This is a genomic window from Polyangium mundeleinium, assembly GCF_028369105.1.
GTDB classification, from domain to species: Bacteria; Myxococcota_A; Polyangia; order Polyangiales; family Polyangiaceae; genus Polyangium; species Polyangium mundeleinium.
Window position 1 is genome coordinate 1,856,378 of sequence record NZ_JAQNDO010000001.1, and the last position, 24,534, is coordinate 1,880,911.

22 protein-coding genes and 5 tRNA genes are annotated in these 24,534 nt (G+C 68.5%); 16 read left to right on the forward strand and 11 right to left on the reverse strand.

Translation table 11 applies throughout. The features are described 5' to 3' along the window. Positions 1-30: 30 nt before the first annotated feature. From POL67_RS07620 to POL67_RS07630, 3 genes are all read right to left on the reverse strand, one after another. The gene (locus POL67_RS07620; protein WP_271916432.1) at positions 31-984 is read right to left on the reverse strand and encodes a hypothetical protein; all 954 of its coding nucleotides are present in this window, start codon (positions 982-984) and stop codon (positions 31-33) included. Between the two features lie 7 nt (positions 985-991). Then, the gene (locus tag POL67_RS07625; protein ID WP_271916433.1) at positions 992-2,251 is read right to left on the reverse strand and encodes a PEGA domain-containing protein; all 1,260 of its coding nucleotides are present in this window, start codon (positions 2,249-2,251) and stop codon (positions 992-994) included. A 135-nt stretch (positions 2,252-2,386) separates the two neighbouring features. Then, positions 2,387-2,992 (reverse strand): precorrin-2 dehydrogenase/sirohydrochlorin ferrochelatase family protein, encoded by a 606-nt coding sequence (locus POL67_RS07630; protein ID WP_271916434.1) that lies wholly within the window; start codon positions 2,990-2,992, stop codon positions 2,387-2,389. 203 nt (positions 2,993-3,195) lie between these two features. Here POL67_RS07630 and POL67_RS07635 point away from each other — a divergent pair, with 203 nt between their 5' ends. Continuing rightward, a complete protein-coding gene (locus tag POL67_RS07635) occupies positions 3,196-5,436 on the forward strand; it encodes a sigma-70 family RNA polymerase sigma factor (protein WP_271930763.1) in 2,241 nt (746 codons plus the stop codon). A gap of 117 nt (positions 5,437-5,553) precedes the next feature. Here the strand turns inward: POL67_RS07635 and POL67_RS07640 are convergent, their stop codons facing one another. From POL67_RS07640 to POL67_RS07665, 6 genes are all read right to left on the reverse strand, one after another. After that, positions 5,554-6,237 (reverse strand): hypothetical protein, encoded by a 684-nt coding sequence (locus POL67_RS07640; RefSeq protein WP_271916435.1) that lies wholly within the window; start codon positions 6,235-6,237, stop codon positions 5,554-5,556. Then, positions 6,234-7,727 (reverse strand): BamA/TamA family outer membrane protein, encoded by a 1,494-nt coding sequence (locus tag POL67_RS07645; RefSeq protein WP_271916436.1) that lies wholly within the window; start codon positions 7,725-7,727, stop codon positions 6,234-6,236. The genes POL67_RS07640 and POL67_RS07645 overlap by 4 nt, the downstream gene beginning before the upstream one ends. Before the next feature lie 40 nt (positions 7,728-7,767). Then, the gene (locus POL67_RS07650) at positions 7,768-9,705 is read right to left on the reverse strand and encodes a hypothetical protein (protein WP_271916437.1); all 1,938 of its coding nucleotides are present in this window, start codon (positions 9,703-9,705) and stop codon (positions 7,768-7,770) included. Positions 9,706-9,750: 45 nt separating this feature from the next. Then, the gene (locus tag POL67_RS07655) at positions 9,751-10,647 is read right to left on the reverse strand and encodes a hypothetical protein (protein ID WP_271916438.1); all 897 of its coding nucleotides are present in this window, start codon (positions 10,645-10,647) and stop codon (positions 9,751-9,753) included. A gap of 65 nt (positions 10,648-10,712) precedes the next feature. Next, positions 10,713-11,375: a bifunctional phosphoribosyl-AMP cyclohydrolase/phosphoribosyl-ATP diphosphatase HisIE gene (gene hisIE / locus POL67_RS07660; protein ID WP_271916439.1), complete on the reverse strand. Its 663-nt coding sequence runs from the start codon at positions 11,373-11,375 to the stop codon at positions 10,713-10,715. Beyond that, positions 11,318-12,919, reverse strand: a complete 1,602-nt coding sequence (locus tag POL67_RS07665) for a prolipoprotein diacylglyceryl transferase (RefSeq protein ID WP_271916440.1) — start codon at positions 12,917-12,919, stop codon at positions 11,318-11,320. The genes hisIE and POL67_RS07665 overlap by 58 nt, the downstream gene beginning before the upstream one ends. 96 nt (positions 12,920-13,015) lie before the next feature. On the opposite strand from POL67_RS07665, the gene POL67_RS07670 reads away from it, so the two are divergent. Further along, positions 13,016-13,777: a hypothetical protein gene (locus POL67_RS07670; RefSeq protein WP_271916441.1), complete on the forward strand. Its 762-nt coding sequence runs from the start codon at positions 13,016-13,018 to the stop codon at positions 13,775-13,777. A gap of 4 nt (positions 13,778-13,781) precedes the next feature. Further along, positions 13,782-15,536 carry an MXAN_5187 C-terminal domain-containing protein gene (locus tag POL67_RS07675; protein WP_271916443.1) on the forward strand — a complete coding sequence of 585 codons (1,755 nt, stop codon included), beginning with the start codon at positions 13,782-13,784 and terminating at the stop codon, positions 15,534-15,536. Positions 15,537-15,668: 132 nt separating this feature from the next. Here POL67_RS07675 and POL67_RS07680 read toward each other — a convergent pair whose 3' ends face one another. Next, complete coding sequence (locus tag POL67_RS07680) at positions 15,669-15,929, reverse strand: hypothetical protein (RefSeq protein WP_271916444.1); 261 nt, start codon at positions 15,927-15,929, stop codon at positions 15,669-15,671. A 279-nt stretch (positions 15,930-16,208) separates the two neighbouring features. Continuing rightward, complete coding sequence (locus POL67_RS07685) at positions 16,209-18,131, reverse strand: protein kinase domain-containing protein (RefSeq protein WP_373372353.1); 1,923 nt, start codon at positions 18,129-18,131, stop codon at positions 16,209-16,211. A 283-nt stretch (positions 18,132-18,414) separates the two neighbouring features. Between POL67_RS07685 and POL67_RS07690 the strand changes: the two genes are divergently transcribed. The 13 genes from POL67_RS07690 (at position 18,415) to rplL (ending at position 24,389) form a co-directional block, all read left to right on the forward strand. Next, positions 18,415-18,490 (forward strand) — tRNA-Thr (locus POL67_RS07690). Positions 18,491-18,612: 122 nt separating this feature from the next. Beyond that, positions 18,613-18,695: transfer RNA gene (locus POL67_RS07695), tRNA-Tyr, on the forward strand. Positions 18,696-18,783: 88 nt separating this feature from the next. After that, positions 18,784-18,856, forward strand: a tRNA-Gly gene (locus POL67_RS07700). An 18-nt stretch (positions 18,857-18,874) separates the two neighbouring features. After that, positions 18,875-18,950 (forward strand) — tRNA-Thr (locus POL67_RS07705). A gap of 64 nt (positions 18,951-19,014) precedes the next feature. Then, positions 19,015-20,205 (forward strand): elongation factor Tu, encoded by a 1,191-nt coding sequence (gene tuf, locus POL67_RS07710; RefSeq protein ID WP_271916446.1) that lies wholly within the window; start codon positions 19,015-19,017, stop codon positions 20,203-20,205. A 6-nt stretch (positions 20,206-20,211) separates the two neighbouring features. Continuing rightward, positions 20,212-20,412: a 50S ribosomal protein L33 gene (gene rpmG, locus POL67_RS07715; protein WP_506333364.1), complete on the forward strand. Its 201-nt coding sequence runs from the start codon at positions 20,212-20,214 to the stop codon at positions 20,410-20,412. 61 nt (positions 20,413-20,473) lie between these two features. Then, positions 20,474-20,546: transfer RNA gene (locus tag POL67_RS07720), tRNA-Trp, on the forward strand. Positions 20,547-20,696: 150 nt separating this feature from the next. Continuing rightward, positions 20,697-21,356, forward strand: a complete 660-nt coding sequence (gene secE / locus POL67_RS07725; protein ID WP_271916447.1) for a preprotein translocase subunit SecE — start codon at positions 20,697-20,699, stop codon at positions 21,354-21,356. A gap of 22 nt (positions 21,357-21,378) precedes the next feature. Next, entirely contained in the window at positions 21,379-21,909 is a 531-nt protein-coding gene (gene nusG, locus POL67_RS07730; RefSeq protein WP_271916449.1) for a transcription termination/antitermination protein NusG, read from the forward strand. Between the two features lie 55 nt (positions 21,910-21,964). Continuing rightward, positions 21,965-22,408: a 50S ribosomal protein L11 gene (rplK, locus tag POL67_RS07735; RefSeq protein ID WP_136932096.1), complete on the forward strand. Its 444-nt coding sequence runs from the start codon at positions 21,965-21,967 to the stop codon at positions 22,406-22,408. 171 nt (positions 22,409-22,579) lie between these two features. Continuing rightward, a complete protein-coding gene (gene rplA, locus POL67_RS07740; protein ID WP_271916451.1) occupies positions 22,580-23,290 on the forward strand; it encodes a 50S ribosomal protein L1 in 711 nt (236 codons plus the stop codon). Between the two features lie 2 nt (positions 23,291-23,292). Beyond that, positions 23,293-23,829 (forward strand): 50S ribosomal protein L10, encoded by a 537-nt coding sequence (gene rplJ, locus POL67_RS07745; protein ID WP_271916452.1) that lies wholly within the window; start codon positions 23,293-23,295, stop codon positions 23,827-23,829. Between the two features lie 173 nt (positions 23,830-24,002). After that, positions 24,003-24,389, forward strand: a complete 387-nt coding sequence (gene rplL / locus POL67_RS07750; RefSeq protein ID WP_136932093.1) for a 50S ribosomal protein L7/L12 — start codon at positions 24,003-24,005, stop codon at positions 24,387-24,389. Positions 24,390-24,534: the final 145 nt, after the last annotated feature.

Consider the following 24,534-nt stretch of genomic DNA (forward strand, 5'->3'; position numbering starts at 1 on the left):
GCCGGAGCGGACCCCCGCGCGTTCATCACGTCACGGCGCGCATTCGCCGGCCGTGCACACGTTGGAGATGCACTCGTCCGGCATATCGCAGGGCGTGCCGGCGAGCTTGAGGCAGGTCGTCGCGTCGCTGCAGGCTTCACCCGCACCGCACGCCGGATCGGGCGTGCCCGCCGGGACCGGCGTGCACATGCCGGCCGTGCCCGTGCCGTCGCACGCGAGGCAGAGCCCGTTGCACGCGGTGTTGCAACAGACGCCGTCGGCGCAGAAGCCGCTCTGGCAAGCGTTCGCCGTCGCGCACGCCGCGCCGTTCGCGACCTTCGGCGCGCACGTGCCGCCGCCGTTGCAGTAGTTGCCGGCTGCGCAGTCCGCGTCGAGCGTGCAGGTCGTGCCGCAGGCGTTCCCGCTGCAGGCATAGGGCGCGCAGGCGACGTTGTCGTTCGCCTGGCACGTGCCTGTGCCGTCGCAGGTGTCGGGCTGGTTCGCGATGCCGTTCGCGCAGGACGCCGTGGCGTCTCCGCACGCCGTCCCGAGGGCCTCGTCCGTCACCTGCTCGCCGCCTGCGGCGTCGCACGTGTGCTGCTTGCAGTCGCCCGCCACCTCGTTCGACGACGGGCTACCTTGCGCCTTCGGCTCTTCGCCGCAGTTCTTGGTCGCGTCGCAGATCGCGATCACGCACGGGCCCGACGGCGGAGGGCAGTCGGCTGCAGGATCGACACACGTGCCGGTGCTGCCGCCTTGGCCACCTTGGCCACCTTGGCCGCCCTGACCACCTTGGCCGCCGACACCGCCAACGCCGCCTTGGCCACCGATGCCGCCTTGGCCACCGATGCCGCCCGTGCCGCCCGTGCCTCCCGTGCCGCCCTCGCCAATCGGGATCTTGTCGCGATCGACGGAAGCGACGAGCTCGCAGCCCGCGCCCACGGAGAGGGCGACGCCCGTGCAGAACACGAGCGTTGCCCAGCTTCGAGTGCTCCGTGCTTTCATCGTGTGGTCAGAACTTGAACGACACGACGCCGCCGCCGCCCGTCGGACCGACGAAGGGCGCGACGACCGGCTTGTAGAGCTTGGTCGTGGCCGTCTGCTGGGCGGGCTTGTCATCGCCGCCGAACAGCAGCACGGCGCCGGTCACGCCGAACGTGAGCGCCACGGCGAACGACATGTCCGCGATGAGCGCGTTGCGATCGGTCTTGTCGGCGTTGTCGACCGTCGGGTTCGCTTCGAAGTCGCTCTTCGCGCCGAGCGCCGAGACGCCGAAGATCGTGCCGACGACTGCGCCCACACCCGCGAGGCCGAGCGTCACGTACGCGGGGACGTACGACTTCGGTGCGGCCGGCGGAGGCGGCGGGGGCGGCGGAGGCGGCGGGGGCGGCGGGGGCGGCGGAGGCGGCGGGGGCGGCGGAGGCTCGGCTTCGAGCGTCGGCGCCGGCAACTCCCTCGTCTCCCCGAAGGCGACCTCGACCTCTTGTGGCTGCGAGGTGATGAAGCCCTTCGCCGAGTAGACGAGCGTGTGCTTGCCCGGCTCGAGCTTCAGCTCGCCGGCGGGCGCGGGCTCCTTGCCGTCGACCGCGACCAGGAGGCCCGCGGCCGTCTCCGGCGTCGTGGCGATCTTGACCGTCGCAGGCGTCTTCTTGAGCGCCTCGATCTTGGCCTTCGCCTCGTTGACGCGGTCTTCCCACTTCTTGGGATCGAACTTCTTCTTCTTGTCGGCGGCCTGCTCGTCGATCGCCGCGAGGAAGCCCTGGTAGGCCGCGACGGCCTCCTGCACCTTGTTGAGCTTCTCGAGCGCGACAGCGACCTTGAACTTCGCGTTGAGGCCCGGGAGCGTCTCGTCGGCGGTCTTGTACGCGTCGAGCGCGGCCTGGAACTCGCCCTTCTCGAAGGCGGTGTCGCCGTCCTTCAGGGCCTGCGTCGCGATGTCCTTCTTCTGCTTGTCGGTGAGAGGCTTCGCCGGCTTCGCGGCGGCGGTCTTCTCGTCCTTCTTCGCAGGAGCGGCGGCGGCCTTGTCGTCCTTCTTCGCAGGAGCGGCGGCGGCCTTGTCGTCCTTCTTCGCGGGCGCCGCGGCAGCCGCGGCCTTGTCGTCCTTCTTGGCCGGCGCCGCCGCAGCAGGCTTCTTGTCCGCGGCGGGGGCGGCGGGCGCAGCGGCAGGAGCCTTCGCCTGCGCGTACGCCGCCGGAGACGCCGTGAGCGCCAACAGACTCGTGAGCACTGCTGCCGTGTGCAACGACGTCAGCCGGCCCGAACTCGATCGCATATCTAAGCCCTCCTCACTCGTCTCTGCTCGACTCTCTGAGTTTCGCTGAATTAACTCGCGCTGCCTGCGCGACACAAGAGGTTTGAGCAGCGCGCGTCCTTGCACCCTCTCGGTGCCTCCCCCCTCCCGCGTGTGTCAGGGCTCCTCGCCCCGCTCCACCCACGCGGGAAAACGAAGCTTCGCGTCCAGAGCAAACCCCTTCACGGCCTCGGCCATCCGCCCCGCGCGCTCCCCCCGCGGCAGCCGGGCCCGCAGGCCTTCGAGCGCCCCGAGGAACCGCCCGAACCGCGGATCGCCGAAGAGCGCTTCCAGGTCCTCGCGGATGCGCCGCGCCACCCCCGGGCTCGTGCCGCCGGTCGCGAACGTCATTGTGAGGCCATGGGCCCGGGCGACTGCCGGGTTCACGAACGTCGACAGTTCCGGCCTGTCGAGCGTGCACACGAGCCGCCCCTCCGCGACCCCGCGGGCGTGAAATGGCGCTGCGCGGCCGTCCTCCGAGGTGGCCACGAAGACGATGGCCTTGCCGTCGACGTCGCCCGTTGACGGCTCCCTCCGCTGCAAGTCGAGCCGCCCTTCCGCCGAAAGCGCCTCGATCGCCGGATCGACCTCCCCCGGCGCGACGACCACGACCCGCGCTCCCGCGGCGAGCAGCCGCTCCACCTTGGGCACGATCTCCGCGCTCGCCCCGACCACGAGCGCCAGGCGCCCCTGCACATCCACTTCGACCGGCAAGTACCGCACGAATTCCGTTTACCACAAGTCCTTGTTGTAGATGCTTTGTACAATGTTTGGTAATGTTGTACAAAATGTAACTTGACACGGGGGCTGGGAATCCATCAGTCTTTGTTCAATGTTGACGTGACGTTGCGATGTTTGTCGAGTGTTGTGCGCGGCGACGATCGGCGCGTGGGGCGCCGGCGAGAGCACGGAGGTCGGTCGTGGAGATGAGCGTGACGATGCCGGCGGCGGGGATGGCAGGGACGCCCGAACGGATCCCGGGCGCCGCGTTCCGAGCTGCGGCGGCCCTGCACCTGCAACGAAACACGCACCTCTCACGCGAAGCCCTCGCGCGGGACCTGCGCGATCGGCTCGCGCGGCGCGGGATTCGCTACCACCTGCGCACGCTGAAGCGGCAGCTCTCGGGGGCGGTCGCGACGGTGCCGCCCGAGGTCGACCGCGCGCTGCGAGAGGCGATCGCCGAGGTGGGAGGCGAGGACGCGATCGCCGCAGTCGAGCGTGCCCTCGTCGAGGCCGGGCTCGCGGGCGCGTCCTCGGCCACGGCGCCCACGTACATCGTCTGCGAGCGGATGCTGCCGCTCGCCCAGCTCTGGCTCTACCTGCACCCCGAGCGATCGAAGCGTGCGCTCGCTTTTCGCCTGCGCGAGGAGCTCGAGCGGAGCGGGATCCGCCTCAACGTCGACTCGCTCCAGAGCATCCTCGCCGGTAAGCAGAGGCTCGTGCGGCGCGAGATCCAGGACGCGCTCTTCGCGCTCCTGCGCCACGATGGCGTGACGTCGTCGGCCGACGCCGAGGCGCGCATCGACGCGATGTCGCGCGAGATCCTCGGCGCGCAGGAGGGCCGGGTCTTCGAGAGCGCGCGCCGGATCCACGAGCTCGCGAAGGCGTGGAAGGTCGAGCACAAGGAGCCGTCGTCACGCAGGCTCGCGCTCTTGCTCAAGGAGCGGCTCGCCGAGCGAGGGGTCGTGATCGGCCTGCCGCACGTGCAGAAGCTCGTCGACGGGCGCGCGCGTCGCGTGCGGCATGCAATGTCGAGGGCGATCGAGTCGATCCTGCGCGGAGACGCGGCGTCTGTGGTGATCGAGGCGCCCGCCACGAAGGACGGGCCGCCCACGGGCGTCGAGCTGGATCTCGCCTGGGTGAAGGCCGCGCCCATCGCCGAGCTCGCCCGCAAGCACGTGGCCGAGAACCCGGGCATGACGATGCGCAAGCTCGCGATCCGCATTTCGCGTGAGGTCGAGGCATTCGGCTACGTCACGAGCCCGAACACGATCCAGCCGATCCTTGGGGGTCATAAGAAGAAGACGCGCGGCTTCATCTACCGCGCCATGCTCCACCTCGACGGCGTCGCGCCGACGCGCGTGCCCGAGGAGCACGTCTTCGGGGCGCCGCACGGCGAGCGCTCGACCGAGCCTCCACCCTCGGCGGATCCACCGCTCGACGCCGAGTCACGCCCGCGGAGTCATCTCGCCCCAAAAGCATCGAGCCCTGACGGGGCTGCCCGCAAGCCGCGCCCCGAGGGCCTCGGTTCGAGCCCGGCGGCGCAGTCCCCGTTCGGGGCGTATCGCGCGGCGATCCGGCGGTATCAGGTGCTCGATCGTGAGACCGAGCTCGATCTCGCCTGGCGGTACCGGCGCGAGGGCGATCACGCGGCCGCGAACACGCTCGTGGAGAGCCACCTGCAATTCGTGGTGAAGGTGGCCGCGCAGTACCGAGGTTACGGCATGCAGCTCTCCGACCTCGTGGAGGAGGGCAACCTCGGCCTGCTCGAAGCGGTCCGACGGTTCGAGCCGTCGCGCAACCTGCGCTTCAAGACGTACGCGGTCTACTGGATCCGCGCCTATATCGTGGACCACTTGCTCCGCGAGTGGAGCATGGTCGGCGGCGGGACGGGGCCGCTCGTGTCGCGCACGTTTTTCCGGCTGCGGCGCGAGCGGGCCAAGCTCGAAATGCAGCTCGGCGAGGGCGACGCCTCGATCGACACGTTGCTCGCGACCCGGTTCCAGACGACGGAGGACGCGATCCGATCGATGTCGCAGCGGGTCGCGTCGCGCGACACCTCGCTCGACGCGCAGGCGCGAATGGAGGGCGGGCCGACGCTGCTGGAGATGCTGCGCGATCCGTCGTCGGATCCGGAGCACCTCACGGCGAGCGCGGAGCGCGACGCGTTCGTCCGCGGCGTGGTGGGCCGCGTGTGGAAGGCGCTCGACCCACGCGAGCGGCTCATCGTGGAGGAGCGGCTGCTCTCGGACGACGACGAGGTGAGCCTCGCGGATCTCGGCCGTCGTCTCGGCGTCTCGCGCGAGCGCATGCGGCAGCTCGAAGCGCGTACGAAGTCGAAGCTTCGCAGCGCGTTCGAGGCCGTCGTGCGCGAAGGCAGCGAGGCTGCCGAGGTGCTGCTCGCGGCGACGCAACCCGAGCCCGAGATCGAAGCGCTCTGCGCTTGAGATCGCCTCACGTCGACGCAACGTGCCTCGCGCGTTGGGGCACGCAAAAAGAATCAATGGCACCGCCTATCGACCGAGAATGACCCACGGCGTCGACGGGCCGCACCCGTGGCGCGCCTACGGCTTCTTCTCGGGCGGCGGCGGGTTCGGCGGGGCAAACACCTGCGTCCGGAACGCGAGCTTTCGATCCGCGTCGCCGATCCGCGCGACGAAGAGACCCACGAACGATCCGAAGAGCGAGTCGCCGGGCCCGATCGCGGCCGAGCCGTTCGGGCGCGTCACCCAGCGCTTGATGCGATCCTGCGTCTCCTGGCTGATCGGGTTCACCTCGACGAGCCCGGCCACGAAATACCGGCCGTTGTCTTCGAGCTGCGAGCGCTCGATCATGCGTAGCTTCCGGGCCTCGGCGCACTGGCGCAAGACGCCCTCGATGTTGACGGCGACCGTATCGACGAGCCCGCCCGGCTGCGTGATCTGCAGGCGAAAGACCTCGTCCCAAAGATCGTAGACGACGCGGCACGTCTTCGCCGTGAGCGCGACGGGCTCGGTGCCCCCGTCACGGAAGATCCAGGCGCGGAGCACGATCACCGTGGGCAAGCCGCTCGAGAGCTTCTTCTCGATCTCCGCGTCGACCACGTCGCGGAAGGGCACGCTGAGGACGGCCTGCTTGCCCTCCAGCGCGACGACTGCGTTCCTCGTCGGCAGGGCCGCCGGGGTCTTCGGCGGCTCCGCGCGCACGGTCACGGCCGGTGCGGTCAGGGCGGCGAGGGCCAGCGCGAAGAGCGCCGCCCGCCGGGTCATTTGCGTGCACCGTTGCGCGCGGCGACGAGCCCGAGCACGTTCGAAAACGCGACCGTCACGCCGCCGAGCTTCGTGTCGAGACGCAAGCCGAGGTTGCCCGTGACGTCGACCGGCAGGCGCGACCAACCACGGTACCCCGTTGGCGGATCCGTGAACTCGCGGCGCGTCGCCACCGAATAAATGCCCGCCGACGCGAAGAGGTCCACGCCGTAGACCGACTCGCGCCCCGTGTAGAGCGGGATCCGATACTCGCCCTCGATCTTCGCGGCGAAATTGCCGTAACGGACCTCGATGATGTCCGTGCCGAGCAAGTTCGGCGGCTGCCTCCGATCCGGCGCGAGCGCGAGCAGGCGATCGGGCAGGAGGTCGGTGAAATCTCCGACGTAAAACTGTTCGAAGAAGGGCGCGTCGCCCGCGATCGCGCCCACGTACGCGTCGAACCTCACGACGTGCCGCCACGGCAGGCGCCACCAGCGCCGCAGCGTCCCCTCGAACTTCTGGAAGCTGTAATCGGTGCCCGGGATCCCGACGGTCACGGACGCCTGCGCGTGTGTCCCGCGCGCGGTCAGGAACGGCGCGTCGCGCGTGTCGTACGTCAGCGTGCCGCGCACCGTCGAGAGCACGCTGCGGCCGGGCCGGATGGAGAAATCGACCGGCTCGCGCGAGAGCCCGCGCATGTGCGAGGCCGCGACGGGCACGGTCGCGTCGATCTGTTCGAGGTGGTAGTCGAGCGCGAAGGACGAGGAGACGCCGAGGTCGTGGCCGGTGCCGATCGTGGCGCCGAAGCGGCGGTAGGCGACGACCGCGTAGTCCGTCACCTCGCGCTGCGCGATGAGCGGCGCTTCGAAGAGGACGTCGCGGTTGCCGAAGAAGTCGCGCGCGTCGTTGTAGAGCACGGTGATCGCGGCTGACCAGCCCGTCCCGACGAACGAGGGATCGACGAAGCTCGTGCGCAGCGCGAACTGATCAGCGGCGAGCGCGACGCCCGCGCCGAGCGTGATCCCCGTGCCCGCGAGGTTCGTCTCGGCCACCTGCACGCCGAGGAACGCCGAGAGCGGGCGCGCATTTCCGGCCGTGTCTTCATCCGCGGCGACGCCGGCCCAGAGGTTCTGCACGACGAGCGTGTTGCGCTCGACGACCTCGATGATGAGCACGGCGGCGCCGCGCCGCGACCCCTTGCGCAAGCTGAGATCCACCTGCGCGAAAAAACCCGTGCCGAGGAGCCGGTAGCGCGTGAGCTCGAGCTCCGGGTCGTCGACGTCGAGCACATCCCCCGCGCGGAACTTCACGTAGCGAAGGACGACGCGCCCTGCGGTGCGGACGTTGCCGCGCAGCTCGATCCCTTCGAGCGTGTAGCGGAGGCGGGCCCGTTGCTGCGGCTCCGGCGGCGTGGTCGTGCTCGGCGACGGCGGATCGGCAGCCGCGGCGAGGGCCGGCGTCGCCACGACGGCGAGGGCGGAGAGCCAGACGAGCGATCGCGCGCCGATCACGTGCTTCGTCCGCTGCCCCGCGACATCGCCCGGCGTGCGCTCACTTGACCTTGGGGATGTACTGCGGGAGGACGAAGTACACGAGCTTGATCCCGTTCTTGCCGCCGAGGACCTGCCCGTCAGGCGTACGTACGCGGATCAAGGCGCGCATCACGAGCAAGGTCGCGGGCTTGATCGTGTTGTTCACGGCGTGCACGCGGAAGCTCACGGGCGCGTCGCCCTGCAGGCCGAAGAACGTGGTCTCCGTGCGGCTCGCGTAGGGCAGGGGAGAGGCCGCGCTCTCGAGCGTCTCGATCTTCGTGATGAGCGTGCTCGCGTCGAACGGCGCCATCCCCTGATCGACCGGCGGGTTCTGGTATGCGAGGTCCGGCACGCCGTCGCCCGTGCAATCGATGCCGCCGTCGCACGCGTAGTTCTCGCGCGCCGTGGTCACGTCGTGCAGGCCCGCGTCCGCGAGCCGGCCGAGCAGGCGCACGACCTCCTGCGACACCGAGCCGCTGCCGACGTCCGTCTTCGGCACGAGCGGGTGGTCTTTCCCGCCAAACGCGGGGTCGTGGTAGAGGCTGCCCGTCTGCGTGGCGAGGTCCGTGAGGTCGGCCCGCGCCGCGCCCGGGCTGCCCGTCGCGACGGGCACGCCGACGACCTTCGCGTTGATGTTGTTCAGCGCGGTCACGGCCTCGGCGTACGTCTTCACCGTCCCGCCGACCTTCGCCCCGTCGTACTGGTGCGTGACGTTCGGCCCGTTGTGGAACGCGGCGTCCGTGATGAGCACGAAGATCGGCAGCGACTCGGGCCGGAAGCAGGGCGCGCCGATGCCGCCGGCGAGCGGACAGGTGTACTGCGGGTAGTTCCAGATCCCGCCGATCGTGAGCGCGTAGTTGTTCGGGTTCGTCGCGGCGAGCCAGAGCGCTTGGGATGTCCCCTCGGGCGCGTCACCGCCGCCCCCCGCCGTGAGCGTGCCGAGGATCTGCTTCGTCGCGATCGGCGCCGTGTACTTCTGCCCGTCGAACACCGGCGGCGCGAGGTCCCCGGCGATCGTTTGAGCACCAACCTGGAAGCGATACCGATAGAGCGCGTCCCCGTCCTGCCCGTACGGCAGCCACGGCACGTCGCGCACCTCGCCCACGCCGATCCACGCGTCGCCGATCGCCGGGATCGGCGGGGTCGCCGTGGGATCGCCGTTCAGGATCGCCGGGATGATCTCCGTGTCGATCGACGCCTTCAGGTTGTCGATCGCGGGCTGCATCGAAGCCGTCGTGTCGATCAGGAAGTAGATGTCGGCCTTCGTGACGCCGGTCGAGAACGTAAAATCCTTCGTCTGCTCGCCGCCCTGGTACGGCAGGACGAAGTAGAGCCCCGCATCCACAGGAACCGAGCCCTTCTCCGTCGGGCTCGATCCAGCCGCGAGCTCGACGAGATCGATGACGCCGTCGTCGTCGCAATCGACGCGCACGCGGCAGCCCTTCGTGCCGTCCGCGTCGTACGTCGTCTCTTGCGTGTCCGACACGCCGTCGTTGTCGCTGTCGAGATCGCGCACGTCCGGATCGCCGTCGCCGTCCGAGTCCGCGAGCGGATCGCAGCTATCGTCACGCGTTTGTCCGGGCTCGCCGTTCAGGAGGAAGGGGTTTGCCGCTTCGTCCGCGTCGAGCACGCCATCGCCGTCGCTGTCGTTGTCGAGCGCATCGGGCGTACCGTCGCCGTCCGTGTCCTTGTCTGGGCCGAGCTCGAGGAAATCGGCGATGAGGTCCTTGTCCTTGTCCGTCGGATCGCCGCACGTCCCGCCGGAGTCGAGGAACAGCGTGCCTCCCTCACCGCCCGCGCCCATGCCGGACGAGGACGAGTTGCCATCACCGCTCGCGCCAGCGCCCGATCCGCCGGGATTGATCCCGGAGTCGGGCGAGCAGGCCAGCGGGACCGAGGCGGCCGCCACGAGGAACGAGAGCCCGAGGCCAAACGAGCGCAAGCGATTCTGCTTCATCGTGCACCTGTGCCAGCAGAAGGAAGGCGACGCGAAAACGCCGGCTCAGGGTATCACGTTGGCCCGCCGTTCCCTCCGTCGCCTCGCGCGGGGCCGCATCTCTTCGTGCTGGGCCTCTTCCTCGGCCGCGGCCTCGTCCGCCGCCGAGCCAGGCTCGCTCGCAAACCGCTGCCGGAAGCGCTTCCGGAGCGGCTCCCGGCCGTGCGCGCCGGCCACGGCGTCCGCCGGCGGCAGCGGCGCCGCGTCGAGCCGCACGAGATCCGCCGCGGCCACGGCGGGCTCGTCGAGGTGCGTCGCCGCCCGCACGAGCAGCCCGCGCACCTCGGCGCGCACGGCCGCGTCACGTGTCCATCCGGGACGCGCGTGCGCCACGATCGCCCGCGCGAGCAGGAGCTCGGCGCGGCCCCGCACGTCGTCCGGGATCCACGTCGCGAGCGCGGGATCCGCGGCCGCCGAGAGCGCGCGCCGCAGCGCATTGATCCGCCTCGGGCCAAACCGCGCCGTGTCTTCGGCCGCGCACGTCGCGAGCCGCGCGAGCCGCTGCGCCACGAGCCGCGCCGCGTGCCCCACGGGCTCCGCCTCGCACGTGGGCAGAGGCCGCGCGCGATCGAGCGCGAGCAACACGGCCGCGAGGCACGCGCCGGCCACGATCACCGTGACCATCACGATCGCGACCTCGGCGTGGGATTGCGGCAACCACCCCGTCGTGATGGCGATGAACGCGGCGCTCGCGGCGAGCACGAGCCCCGTGCATCCGAGCGCGCCTTGCGTGTGCGCGATGCGCCGCGTCGGCCCTTGCCGGACGATGCGCCCTCCGCTCGGCAGGCGCTTCATCGCGCGCGACGCGGCTTGATGCAGCCCGACCGACAGCGGGCCGAGCTCCAGCTTCGGTGGTTCGCGGAAGGGGGATTGCGGCGTCCCCGCGCGCCGAACGCCGGTCATCGTAGACCGACACTACCAGAGCATCGGCCTCTTCCGGAACGCGCCGCAGGACGTCGCCGCGGGTGTCAGCGAGGCCCGCGTCGGTTCGCTTTTTCCTCGTGCCCGCTCGTCCCTGCGCGCGCGGCGAGCACGTGCACCACCTCGCGCAGCGACACGCCACGCGACGCGAGCCCCACGAGCACGTGGTACACGAGATCCGCGGCCTCGTTCGCGACGCGCGTGTCGTCCTCGCCTTCGATCGCACGGACGAGCTCGTCCGCCTCTTCGCGGATCTTCGCGCCGATCTTCGCCGGGCCTCCGTCGAGCAGCGACCGCGTGTAGCTCTTCTCCGCGCTCGACGTGCGCCGCGCCTCGATCTCGCGCTCCAGCACGTCGAGGAACGCGGCTGCATCCACGCCGGACTCCGCGGCGATCCCGCGCTCGTCCACGCGGCGGAAGAAACACGCGGGTTTGCCCGTGTGGCACGTCGGCCCGACCGGATCCACGAGCAGGAGCAGCGCGTCGGCGTCGCAGTCCGCGACGATCGTCGCGACGGCGAGCGTGTTGCCACTCGTCTCGCCCTTCTCCCAAAGCGCGCCGCGGGATCGACTGAAGAACGTTGCTCGCCCCGTCTCGATCGTCCGTTCGAGCGACGCGCGGTTCATGTACGCGAGCATGCGCACCTGACCCGTCAGCCTGTCTTGAACGATTGCGGGCAAGAGCCCCGCCTCGCCCCAGGCGAGCTCCACGCTTCAGCTCTCCTCGGACGGGGGCGGCTCCGAGGTCCGCTCTTCCTCCACCGGCTTCTTCTTCGTCTTCTTCGTCGCGACGGCCTTCGGCGCCTCGTCCGACGCGTCGGCCTTCTGCGCCTTCTTCGCGGCTTCTTCTTCACGCGCGGCGCTTCGTCCTCATCCTCGTCCGCGTCTGCATCCGCGGCCTTCTTCGTCGCCGCGGCCGGCTCGCCGTCCTCGTCCTCGTCCTCGTCGGCGACGTTGCTCTCGGCCTTCTTTTCGGCCGCTTCGTCGTCGATGTAGGCAAGCTGCGGGATCGCCATCGCCGCTTCCGGGTGAGCGAGCGCGGCCTGGTGATAGACCGAGAACGCGAAGGCCGCTGCGACGCCCGTGCTGAGCGCCACGGCTTGTGATGTCGACAGCTCGATCGTCGCCGAGGTCCCGAACGACTCGGGCCGAAGCGCGAGGAAGAGCACGACGGCCGGGACGAACGCGAGGATCTGCGACAGGCGCCGCATCGTCGGGTTCTCGACCATCTTCGAGATGCCGACCACGTAGCCGACCGCGAAGAGCGAGAGCGCGAGCGGCAGGAGGATGTGCTCGGGCAAGGACGGCGGGATCCAGCCGCGCTCGTCGTCCGCGCGCAGCATCTCCAGCAAGAAGCGTCCGACGCCGTAGGCGAACGTGAAGATCAAAAAGATTTGACCCCGAAACTTCTGATACCGCCGCGAGACCAGGAGCAGCACGAGGAGCGAAACGCCGACGAGCGACTCGTAGACCTGCGTCGGGTGCACCGGGAGCGATGCCGTCGCGTCGTCCTCGATGAGGTGCTTCTTCACGTGCTGGATCCAGGCCGGCGAGCCGGCAGGCGCGCCGCTCGGCGTCTCGATCACCGAGGGATCCCAGCGAGGGAACGTGCCGAGCTTCTGCAGCCACGCGGGCGCTGTCTTCGCGAGCGGCTGGCCGAAATCACAGCCGAACAGGTAGCAGCCGACGCGCGTGATCATGAGGCCCGACGCGAGGCTCGGCACCGCCACGTCCGCCCACGGCAGGAGCGGGATCCCGTGACGCCGCAGGAACACCAGCGATCCGATGAATCCGCCGAGAAAGCCGCCGTAGGCCACGAGCCCGCCCTTGCGGACGTCGAGCATCGCGCCGAACGACTCGAACTCGTTCAGGTTCGTAACGATGTACAGGATGCGCGAGCCCACCACCGCGGCCACGGCCGTGACCACGTAGTTGTTCGCCATCAGCTCTTTCGGCAGCCCATCCCGCTCCGCGAGCCCGAGCGTCAGATACCAGCCCACGACGAGCGACAGGCCGAGCATCACGCCGTAGCTGTAGATGGGCAGCGGGCCGACAGGCACCGTGCTCGCGCGGAACACGAACGCCGCGGCGCCGAGGGCCACTGTCGCGATGGCAGCGCCGATCGCGAAGGCCCTGTTCTTCGTCACGAACTGGTAGATCGCGACGATCGCCGCGATCCCCGCGAGCGCGCACAGGACCCAGAGCAGGGGTAGCGTCGTGCGCGGGAGCGGCACGCGGAACAGGATCGGATGCATGGCCGCCCTTCCTTACGCTTGCCCCAAGGGCCGGGCAAGCGTCGCCGATGCTCGCGGCCCTTTTGGTGGAGCCCCGCCTGCTGCTACGATGCCGGCGTGCTCAGACGAGCGACCACGATCCGCGCGTGCGCCCTCCTCTCGCTCACGCTCGTTTCGTGTGTGCCCGAGGGACCGCCCACAGCAGACGCCGGCCCCGCGCAGGCCGCCCGCCCGGCGACCCCGCGCCCCCAAACCAAGGCCCCGGCCGTCCCTCTGGTCCCGCCCGGTCCGCCCATCACGGCGCCCTTCGAGGACACCTTCGACCGCGCCGCGCTCGGCGAGGACTGGAACGCGCTCTCCCCCGGCTGGCACATCGAGAACGGCCGCCTCTGCGGCAAGAGCGCGAAGAATCGCGGCATCTGGCTCCGCCGCCGGCTCCCCGTGAACGCACGTATCGAGTTCGACGCTTACGCCGAGAGCGCGATCGGCGACCTCAAGGTCGAGCTATGGGGCGACGGGCAGAGCGGCGCCACGACGACGTCGTACACGAACGCCACGAGTTACATCGCCATTTTTGGCGGTTGGCGGAACTCGAAGCACGTCCTCGCGCGCCTCGACGAGCACGGCGACGACCGGCTCGAGATCGACGTCGATCCGAAGAGCGACGACGAGCGCGAGCGCCCCGTGTCTGCGGGCCAGGCTTATCGGTTCCGCGTCGAGCGCGCGGACGGCAAGACGATTGTGTGGTCGATCAACGGCGTCGAGTACTTCACGCTCACCGACCCCGAGCCACTCGCGGGCCCTGGACACGAGCATGTCGGCTTCAACGACTGGGAGGTCCCGGTCTGCTTCGACAACCTGAAGGTCACGCCGCTCTGACCGCATGGAACACGCCGAGGTCGAACGCGCCCTGGAGGATCTCGACAGCCGACTCGAACGGCTGCGAGCGCTCTACGAGCAGTACTTCCTCGGCATCGAGAAGCTCGAGCCGCTGGTCCCGCGCAAGGAGCTCGAGCGGCGCATCATGCTCCTGCGCCGCGAGCAGATCCGGAACACTGCGCTCCGCTTCAAGTTCCAGACGCTGATCCAGCGCTACAACACGTTCCAGCAGTACTGGGGCCGCGTCGCGCGCGAGATCGAGAACGGCACCTACCAGCGCGACGTGCTCCGCGCGGCCGCGCGCTTCGGCACGAAGGACGCGCTGACGATCGTCGGCAAGAAGCAAAAAGAGAAGTACGCGAAGCTCGCCGCCGCACAGGAAGAGCGACGCGCCCGCATCCGCAAGGAGGCGCTCACGCTCGACGAGGAGGTGCTCGCCGACGAGGATCTCCTGGCCGACGAGGTCGAGGATGTCGCGGACGAAGAGCTCGCCGACGACGCGCTCGAGTTCACGACCGCGGAGCCGCCGCCGGCAAAGGCCGCGCCGCCGCCGCCCCCGAAGCCCGCCGCGCCGCCGCCCCCGCCCGCGGCCTCGAAACCGGCCGCGCCGCCGCCCCCGCCTGCGGCCCCGAAACCGGCTGCGCCGCCACCGCCGCCTTCGAGCCCGGGACGAATCTCCGCGCTGCCTCCGCCGCCGCCCGCGATCGGAAAAGCGCCTCCACCGCCGCCCGCGCCGGGCAAACCTGCCGCGCCGCTGCCGCCTCCCGCGGGCAAACCCGCCGCGCCGCCGCCGCCTCCCGCGGGCAAACCTGCCGCGCCGCCTGCGCCTTCGCTCGCCGCGAAGGCCCCGCCGCCTCCGCGCCCGCCGCTCGCCTCGACGCCGCTCGATCGTCCTTCCGCGCCTCCGCCTGCGCCGCCGCCCGAGCCTCCGCCCGCGGCGAAGCCGGCCGAGCCCGCGCCGCCCGCCAAGCCGGAGCCGACGAAAAAGCCCGAGCCCGTGCCGCTGATGATGATGATGCGCCGGCCCGAGGCGTCGATCGCATCCAAAGCCGCGGAGCCGAAGCTCGCGGAAACGAAGCCTGCCGAGGCGCCTCCGCCGGCCGACGCGCCGGCCGCGCGACGCCCGCAGGCTTCCTCGCCCGACCTCGGCAAGCGCCGCGTCGCTGAGCTCGCGGCCCAGGCGAAACAAGGCAAAGCGGGTCTGAGCGGCCCTGCCTCGGCGCGCCCGCTGGACCTCGACCTCGACCTCGACGCATCGAAGCAAGGGCCGCCCTCGCGACGCAGGCCTTCGAGCACACGCACGCGGGCCGCCGTCCACGTCCCGACCGTGTCCGATGAGCCCGTGCCGAGCGTGCCGGCGCCGTCCTCGCGCCGGAAGAGCAGCCGCAGCATACGCGCGGTCGTCGCGCCGCCGCCGCCCGATCCTCCGCCCGAAGCGCCGGCACCTCCTCCGGATACGGACACGCCCGCGCCCGAGGCGCGCCTTCAGCCTGGACCACGCCCCGCGCCAGCGCGACCTCGCCCGTCGCAGGGGTCGTCCGAGGACCTCTCGGACGCGCGGATCCGTCAGATTTACGCGCAGTACGTCGAGGCCAAGCGCGCCGCGAAGGAGTCGACCGCGGGCGTCACGTACGAGGCGCTCGCCAAGCAGCTCCGCCAGCAGGCCGAGAAGCTCAAGGCTTCCCACCCCCAAAAAACGGTCGACTACAACGTGGTGATGAAGGACGGCAAACCCACGCTCAAGCCGATCCTTCGCTAGGAGCTCCAAGCAACTTTGCGAGGAGCTCCAAGCATCGGCTCGGGCGCGTCTGATCTCGCGTCCGTCGTGACGGTTTGGTTGGTGGGGGGAAGAAAGAGCGGGGGAATCGAAGCGGGGGCTGCGCCGAGCTGGCTAGCGGTGCGCGGCACCTCGCGTCTGCATGGCGGCCCGCTTGGCGACAGGCGGCGCGAACGAATCATCCTCGCAATACAGGATCGCGCATGCCGTTCTGTCGGACTCGCGCATCCTGCTGCATAACTCCCCGAGGTCCTCGTCGCTGTCGACGACATCCGCCTGCTGGGGTTGGGACGACCCGTCCTCGTAATCGATGTTGTCGAGTGCGACCCACCGCCCCCGATACTCGTCGGAGCGGCACATATCGAGCCACGTCATCCGGATGGCTCCGCGACGTCTACTGCCCATTGCCCGTGAACGACCTTCTCCTCTGCAATCTCCGGCATCGGCGCCGACGTGGGCTGCGAAGTGCAGCTCGTCGGCTTTGACACGCTGCGCCGAACCATCGAACAGAGGCTTCTGCGAACGAGCGTCATCGCTCGCAAGGTCCATCTAGCACCCGCGTCGAACGGGCGTCAAGCGCGTCAAAACGCGGTCACACACAGGCGAATTCCCATCTAGGGCCGCTGTACGACCCTGTCGAGGGGACGCGCTGCGTTACTTGCAGCGCGGAGGGAGCGCGGCCTTTGCACTGCTGGCGCCGATCGACGCCGCCGAGTCCGCGATGGGCTTGCCCGCGCACCCCTTGGACTTCACCTCACGCGCGGCCGAGGCGTCGATCGCCGAGAGCGCCTTGCTCCGCTTGGGCCCGGTGCACGAGCGGTACTGGCTGATCGCCATCGTCGTGTTGCCGCCATACGCATACGTGATCGCCGCGTCGCAGGCCTTGTCGCCCGCGGCGTCGACCTTCGGGCCGCTGCCCGAGCCCGAGGCCGTCGTCGCCGCGGAGCCGGAGCCCGCGTTTGATCCGGTGTTCGAGCCCGTGGTTTGTCCGGACTGCGCCGAACCACCCGCGGAGGAGGCCGTCCCCGCGACACCCGCGCTGTCCGCCGGATTCGCCGTCGGATCGGAGGCGACCACGACAGTCGTGGGGGCCGCGGACGGCATCAGGATGACCTCGCCATCGCCGCCGCTCTTGCTGCTGCGGGTCGCGAAGATCGCGATCACGATCCCGATCACGACGAGCGCGCCGATGCCCGCGATGATCGGCATCGGGCTGCTCTTTTGCTGCTGCCTACCGCCCATCGGCGGAGGCGGCGGCGCGGCGTAGGCCGGTCCGCCCATCTGCATGGGCGCGTGGCCGTGCTGCGGCGGCATCGACACGACCGGCATCGGCCCCGGTGTCATCGCGGCCGCGCTGGGACCCGTGTCGACCATCGTTCGACCCCCCGGCGCGCTCGGCGCTCCTTGCGCGAAGAGCGGCTCACCGATCTGCGTGCCGCCGGGACGCGCGGGCATCGGGCCGCTCGGCATGCCTTGCATCTGCCCGCTCGGCATCCCGTACTGTCCGCTTGGCATGCCGGGCATCTGTCCGCTCGGCATCCCGTACTGTCCGCTCGGCAGGCCTGGCATCGCCGCGGTGCCCGCGACTTGCTGCTGACCCGTCGCACCCCCAACCATCGACGCGCGCCCGGCTCCGATCGAGATCTCATCGTAGAACTCGCGCACGGACGACTGGCGCTTGTTCTTGTCCTTCTCGAGCGCGCGCATGATCGCGGTCTTCATCTTCGGCGGCACTTGCGCGCCGAGCGGCGTCACCTCGAAGGGCGAGGGCTGCGCCGTGAGGTGCTGCGTGGCCCAGGCCCACGGCGTGTCTGCGTCGAAGGGCAGCCGCCCGGTGAGCATCTCGTAGGCGACGATCGCGAGCGAGTAGACGTCGCTGCGCGCGTCGAGCTCCTGCCCGCGGAACTGCTCGGGGCTCATGTACGGCGGGGTGCCGAGCACCGTGCCTTGCTGCGTGAGCTTCTGCTCCTTCGAGTCGGGCCGCTCGCCGCGTTTGGCGATGCCGAAGTCGAGCACCTTCACGAAATCGTCGCCGTCGATCTTCGTGAGGAAGAGGTTCGCGGGCTTGAGATCGCGGTGCACGATCCCCTTGCTGTGCGCCTCTTGGAGCGAGCCTGCGGCCTGTCCGATGATCTTGTCGACGCGCTCGGGCGGCATCGGTCCCTTGTGCGCGAGCTCGTCCTCGAGCGGACTTCCTTCGAGCAGCTCCATCGCGATGTAGAGCTCGCCGGTGTTCGTCTGCCCGAAGTCCCAAACTTGGATCGTGTTCGGGTGCTTGAGCTCGGCGACGGTGCCGCACTCGCGGTTGAAGCGCGCGAGCACTTGCGGATCCTTCGCGTACTGCGCGAGGAGCGTCTTGACCGCGGCCTTTCGGACCGTCGTGCCCATCTGCTGCTCGGCGGTGTAGACGCGGCCCATGCCGCCTTCACCGAGCACGCCCGTGATGCGGTAGCGACCGCCCACGATCGACCCGATCAACGGGTCTTCTTCGGAAGGCGCTGAGGGCAGCGGCGCTCCGCATTTGGCGCAGAAGCGCGCTCCATCGATGTTCGCGTGTTGACAGGCGGGACACTCCATGATGCGGCGCGAGCATCGCAAGAGGCGCGCGTGTGGTGCAAGAAGTTGCGGCAGGACGCGTCGCGAGGATCGTGCCTCGCCTGTCTGGTCTCACGCGGGTTCGCGATCCAGCGTGCCGGGGGAGGTGACCCTGCCGGGTCTCCCGTGGATTCCGGCCTCTCGAGCGCGGCTGGGGTCCCGCTCCAAACAACAAAACCTTCCATCCGGCTTGACATGTCAAAAGCAAGGGGCTAAGAGCCTGCTCCCCTTTGACGGGACACGTCTGTCTTCGAGGGAGGAACTCGCTGGCGTAGCTCAACCGGTAGAGCACCTGCCTTGTAAGCAGGGGGTTAGGGGTTCAAGTCCCCTCGTCAGCTCCACCGGACGTCAGAGGCGGAAGGCTCGGACGAACGAGATCTAAAAATCTCAGGAGACGAACCGACCGAAACAGAGTAGAGAGGGGACCCGCGAGCCCTTGGATCTCGCGAGACGTTGAAAATCTGGAGGGTTGCCCGAGTGGCCAAAGGGAGCAGACTGTAAATCTGCCGGCAATTGCCTTCGATGGTTCGAATCCATCACCCTCCACCGAGACGCCGATGAGGCGCCTCGACCCGCGGAGTCGGACAGTCGGTACGTAGACGAGGCCGGGGGGACTCCTCCCCGTTCTCTATCTGCGGGCGTAGCTCAGTTGGTAGAGCGTCAGCCTTCCAAGCTGAACGTCGCCGGTTCGAACCCGGTCGCCCGCTCCGCCGGACCGGCTCCATGCCCACCTAGCTCAGTTGGTAGAGCACGTCCTTGGTAAGGACGAGGTCGTCGGTTCAATCCCGATGGTGGGCTCCAGCAAGCGCAAGGAAAGGACAGCGAGCGCGACCGTCTCGGTCGGCAACCGTCAGGAGCAAGAACGATGGCCAAGGAGAAATTCAGTCGAACCAAGCCCCACGTGAACGTCGGCACGATCGGCCACATCGATCATGGCAAGACGACGCTCACGGCGGCCATCGTCAAGGTCCAGTCCAAGCAGAAGCTTGCGAAAGAGATCAAGTACGCCGACATCGCCAAGGGCGGCACCGTCCGTGACGAGACGAAGACGGTGACGATCGCGGCTGCGCACGTGGAGTACGAGTCGCCGAAGCGCCACTACGCGCACGTCGACTGCCCCGGCCACGCCGACTACATCAAGAACATGATCACGGGCGCCGCGCAGATGGACGGCGCGATCCTCGTGGTCAGCGCGCTCGACAGCGTCATGCCGCAGACCCGCGAGCACGTGCTGCTCGCCCGCCAGGTCGGCCTGAACTACCTCGTCGTCTTCCTCAACAAGTGCGACGCGGTGGACGACCCGGAGATGCTGGACCTCGTCGAGATGGAGGTCCGCGAGCTCCTCAACAAGTACAACTTCAACGGCGATAATGCGCCGGTTGTCCGTGGTGCTTCGCTGCCTGCGCTCCAGGGCGATCCCAAGTGGGAGGCGAAGATCGGGGAGCTGCTCGAGGCGCTCGACACGTACATCCCGGAGCCGGAGCGCGCGATCGACAAGCCGTTCCTCATGGCGATCGAGGACGTGTTCTCGATCAAGGGCCGCGGCACGGTGGCCACGGGCCGCATCGAGCGCGGCGTGATCAAGGTCGGCGAAGAGGTCGAGATCATCGGCTTCAAGGACACGCGCAAGACCGTGGTCACGGGCGTCGAGATGTTCCGGAAGCTGCTCGATCAGGGCATCGCCGGCGACAACGTCGGTTGCCTCCTGCGCGGCGTCGAGAAGGACGACATCGAGCGTGGCCAGGTCCTCGCGAAGCCGGGCTCGATCACGCCGCACACCCACTTCATGGGTGAGGTGTACGTTCTCAAGAAGGAGGAGGGCGGCCGTCACACGCCGTTCTTCACGAACTACCGCCCGCAGTTCTACATCCGGACGACGGACGTGACGGGCACCGTCAACCTCCCCGAGGGAGTGAAGATGGTGATGCCGGGCGACAACATCACGATGAACATCGAGCTCATCGCGCCGGTCGCGCTCGAAGAGCAGATGCGGTTCGCGATCCGCGAAGGCGGCAAGACCGTCGGCGCGGGCATCGTGACGAAGATCCTCAAGTAACGAGGCATGATGTCGGTGCAGGGCGGCGGGTCCGGTGGCAGCGGTGGGGCCACGGGAGAACGAGGGACACGCATCCCGATCTCGCTGGCCTGCACCGAGTGTACGGCAAGAAACTACAAGACGACCAAAGCTCCCGGCGACTACGTGGAACTGAAGAAGTTCTGCAAGCAGTGCAAGAAGCACACGCTGCACCGGGAGACGAAGTAGTCAGATCCGAAGTAGACGAACTGCTCGGCTCGTGGCATCAGTCCCGGGTCGAGCAGGTTGAAGGGGTATAGCTCAGCTGGTAGAGCAGCGGATTCCAAATCCGCAGGTCGGGAGTTCGAGCCTCTCTGCCCCTGCCCATGACGGCTCCTCCTTTCGCTGCCTGTTCAGCATCAGGTAGGGGCCACACGAAACGCCTCGCTCGGCCTCGCGGAAGCGAGCGGGCGAGGCGTAGATGTCGGTGACGCTGCTCGAAGCGGGATCCGACACGTTTGGGACGAACGGCGATGGCGACACGACGAGAGAAAGACGAGGCACGGAAGGCCCAGAAAAAGGGCTCTGCGCCGGAGTCTGCCCCGGACTCGGGTGCGGACGCCTCGCTTGCGGTGCGCAAGGGGAGCGATCTCGACGTGTCGCCGAGCGCGGACGAAGCCGGTGAAGAGCACGACGACGCTGCTGCGGAGGGCCCGGAGGGGCAAGCGCAGGACGAAGGGGCCGGCGAAGACGCCGAGGCCGCGGCGGCGCGGCCACTCGGGAGCGACCGCTACGTGATGGCGGGGTTCTTCGGAGCGGCGATCCTCGGCGCGTACGTGCTTGGCAAGGCCATCCACGGGATCTGGGGCAACCTCTCGAACCGGGACTGGTTCAGCCGTGCGGTGCCTGCAGTCGCGGCAGTCGCGGACGAGGACAAGGCGACGTATGCGACCGTCATCGCGGGCGTCGTCGCGGTCATCGTCACGCTGCGGACCTATCGTCGTCCCGATGTGCGGGAGTGGACGGACGAGGTCGCTTCGGAGCTGATCAAGGTCAAGTGGCCGACCAAGAAGGACGTCACGAACTCAACCATGGTGGTCATTGCGGCGAGCGCCGTGGCCACCCTCTATCTCGCGCTGCTCGACCGGTTGTGGTCGTTCGTGACGGGCATCGTCTACGGCACTGGGAGCTAGAGCCGTTCGGGAGCCACGCGCCATGGCGAAGAAGTGGTACGTCATTCATACCTACTCGGGCTACGAGGCGAAGGTGCGTGATGCGCTCCAACAGCGCGCGAAGCAGCACGGCCTCGAGGACAAGATTGGCGAGGTCCTGATCCCGAGTGAAACGGTCACGGAGAACCGCCCGGGGGGCAAGCAACGGGTTCGTCAGAAGCTCAGCTTGCCTGGCTACATCTTCGCCGAAATGGAGATGAGCGAGACGGTGTGGCACCTCGTGAAGGACACACCGAAGGTGACGGGCTTCATCGGCAACCAGACGCCGCAAGAGGTCCCGGCCCCGCAGATCGAGAGTCTGCGTCGAGGCATTGTGGAGGGCGCAGTCAAGCCGAAGCCCAAGCTCACGTTCGAGGTCGGCGAGGAGGTTCGCGTGCTCGACGGCGCGTTCGCCAACTTCACCGGGACCGTGGACGACGTGAAGATGGATAAGCAGAAGCTGAAGGTCAAGGTGTCGATCTTCGGCCGTCCGACCAGCGTGGAGCTCGATTTTTCGGCGGTAGAGAAGCGCTGAGCGACGTTCCGGGTCGGAACGAACAAGGTAGACGCAGCACAGAACGGGTAAAGCAATGGCGAAGAAGGTCACCGGGTACGTCAAGCTTCAGCTCCCTGCGGGGAAGGCCAACCCCTCGCCGCCGGTCGGTCCTGCGCTCGGCCAGCACGGCGTGAACATCATGGCGTTCTGCAAGGACTTCAACTCGCGGACCGCCTCGCAGGGCGACATGATCATCCCGGTGGTGATCACGGTCTATTCGGACCGGTCGTTCACGTTCATCTTGAAGACGCCGCCCGCGTCGGTCCTTCTCAAGAAGGCTGCGGGGCTGGAGACCAAGAAGAAGCCTGGTTCGGGTTCGAAGGAGCCGAACAAGACGAAGGTCGGCCAGGTGACGCGCAAGCAGCTGCAGGAGCTTGCGCAGATGAAGATGCAGGACATGAACACGACGAACCTCGAGTCGGCGATGCGCAGCATGGCGGGCACGGCCCGCTCGATGGGTATCTCGATCGTCGACTGAGTCGTCCACCGCGCGCTCTGCTGCATCTCCGTTTGGCGGAGAAGCCGGCAGCGGGCGCGCGGCCGCGTGAAAACGCGGCTCTACAAGAGCACCCCCCCACGTTGGGAGGAGAGCACCACGGTTAAAAACGGCGCACCGTGGGAGGCGTAAGCCGATAAAACAGGAGGGCAGATGCCGAAAGTCGCCAAGAAACGCGCTGCGGCCCAGGCCATGGTGGACCGCACGCGCAAGTACACGCTGCAAGAAGCGTGTGCGCTCGTAAAACAGGCCGCATCGGCGAAGTTCGACGAGACCGTCGATATCGCTGTGCGGCTGGGCGTGAACCCGCGTCACGCGGACCAGATGGTTCGTGGCGCTGTGGTCATGCCGGCCGGAACGGGCCAGTCGGTCCGCGTCCTCGTCTTCGCCAAGGGCGAAAAGGCGAAGGAAGCGGAAGCGGCGGGCGCCGATTTCGTCGGTGAGGCCGACCTGGTGAACAAGATCCAGGAAGGCTTCATGGACTTCGACCGCGTGATCGCTACGCCCGACATGATGGGCTTGGTCGGTAAGCTCGGTCGTATCCTCGGTCCGCGAGGCCTCATGCCGAACCCGAAGGTCGGCACCGTCACCGTCGATGTGAAGACGGCGGTGTCCGAAGCGAAGGCCGGCAAGGTGGAGTACCGAGTCGAGAAGGCGGGCATCGTGCACGCTCGGATCGGCAAGGTCTCCTTCAAGGAGGACGCGCTCGCCAAGAACGCGGAGGCCTTGATCCAGGCTCTCATCCGCGCGAAGCCGTCGACGGCGAAGGGGATTTATCTCCGGAGCATCACGATGTCTTCGACGATGGGGCCGGGCGTCCGGATCGACCCTGTGCACCTCAGCGACAAGGGTGAGGAGGGCTGATCATGGAGCGCACGGAGAAAGAGGCTCTGGTCGGCGAGGTCAAGCAGCGCTTCGATCGCATGACCTCGGCGGTCTTCCTCGACTTCACGGGTCTCAACGTCGCCGTGGTCACGAAGCTGCGCGACGAGTTCCGGAAGGCGGGCGTCGAGTATCGAGTCGTGAAAAACACGCTCGTTCGTCACGCGATCAAGCATCACGCGTGGTCAAAGAAGCTCGACGATACGCTGGTCGGGATGACCGGGATTGCCTGGAGTTACGAAGATCCCAGCGCGGCCGCGAAGGTCGTCAAGGCCTTCCGCAAGGAAAAGGAACACGAGAAGCTGAAGATCAAGGCGGGTCTCATCGAGGGTCAGATTCTCGACGCCGAGGGCGTGGAGAATCAGCTCGCGACGATGCCCGGCAAGGACGAGCTCAGGGCGACGCTGCTTGCCACGTTGCAGGCGCCTCTCCAGCAGTTCTTGCAGCAGCTCAATGCGCCTCTTCAGAACTTCGCGTACCTGTTGAAGGCCAAGGAGGACGCGGCGGGCGGGGCGGGCTGAGCCCACGTTCCGAGTCCGATCGTGGTCGGGGCGATGGGGGAACGGACTTGGTCCGGAGCTCCAAACGCTCGACCAGTGAGAAAGGGCATTGCGCCCTTCGGGTTTTGATCTACAGACGCGCCCCGGGGTACTCATCCCACCGCGGCGCGCAGACGGTTTGAAGGAGTCTCGTCATGGCTGAGATCACGCGGGAGCAGGTCGTCGATTACCTTTCCAACCTGCCGGTCATCCAGATCGCCGAGCTCATCAAGGAGCTCGAGAACAAGTGGGGCGTGAAGGCTGCGCCGGCGGCGGTGGCGGTTGCTGCTGGCCCGGCGGCTGCGGCCGAGGCGCCGAAGGCCGAGGAGAAGACCGAGTTCGACGTTGTCCTGGCGAACGCCGGTGGCAACAAGATCGCGGTCATCAAGGCGGTCCGTGAGATCACGGGCCTTGGCCTCAAGGAGGCGAAGGACCTGGTCGAGGGCGCGCCCAAGAACGTGAAGGAAGCGGTCTCCAAGGCCGACGCCGAGGAGATGAAGAAGAAGCTCGCCGAGGCAGGTGCAACGGTCGAGCTCAAGTAAGGATCCGAGCTTCCCGTTCAGGGACAGCGCGATCCGCCATGCGACGGCGGCAGGGGCGAACGTCCCTGCCGCGCGTCGAGTTTTGTCTTTGGGGGGTTTGCTGCTGCGTCTGTCGCGTGATTCGAGCGCGTCTTCCAGGTCGCGG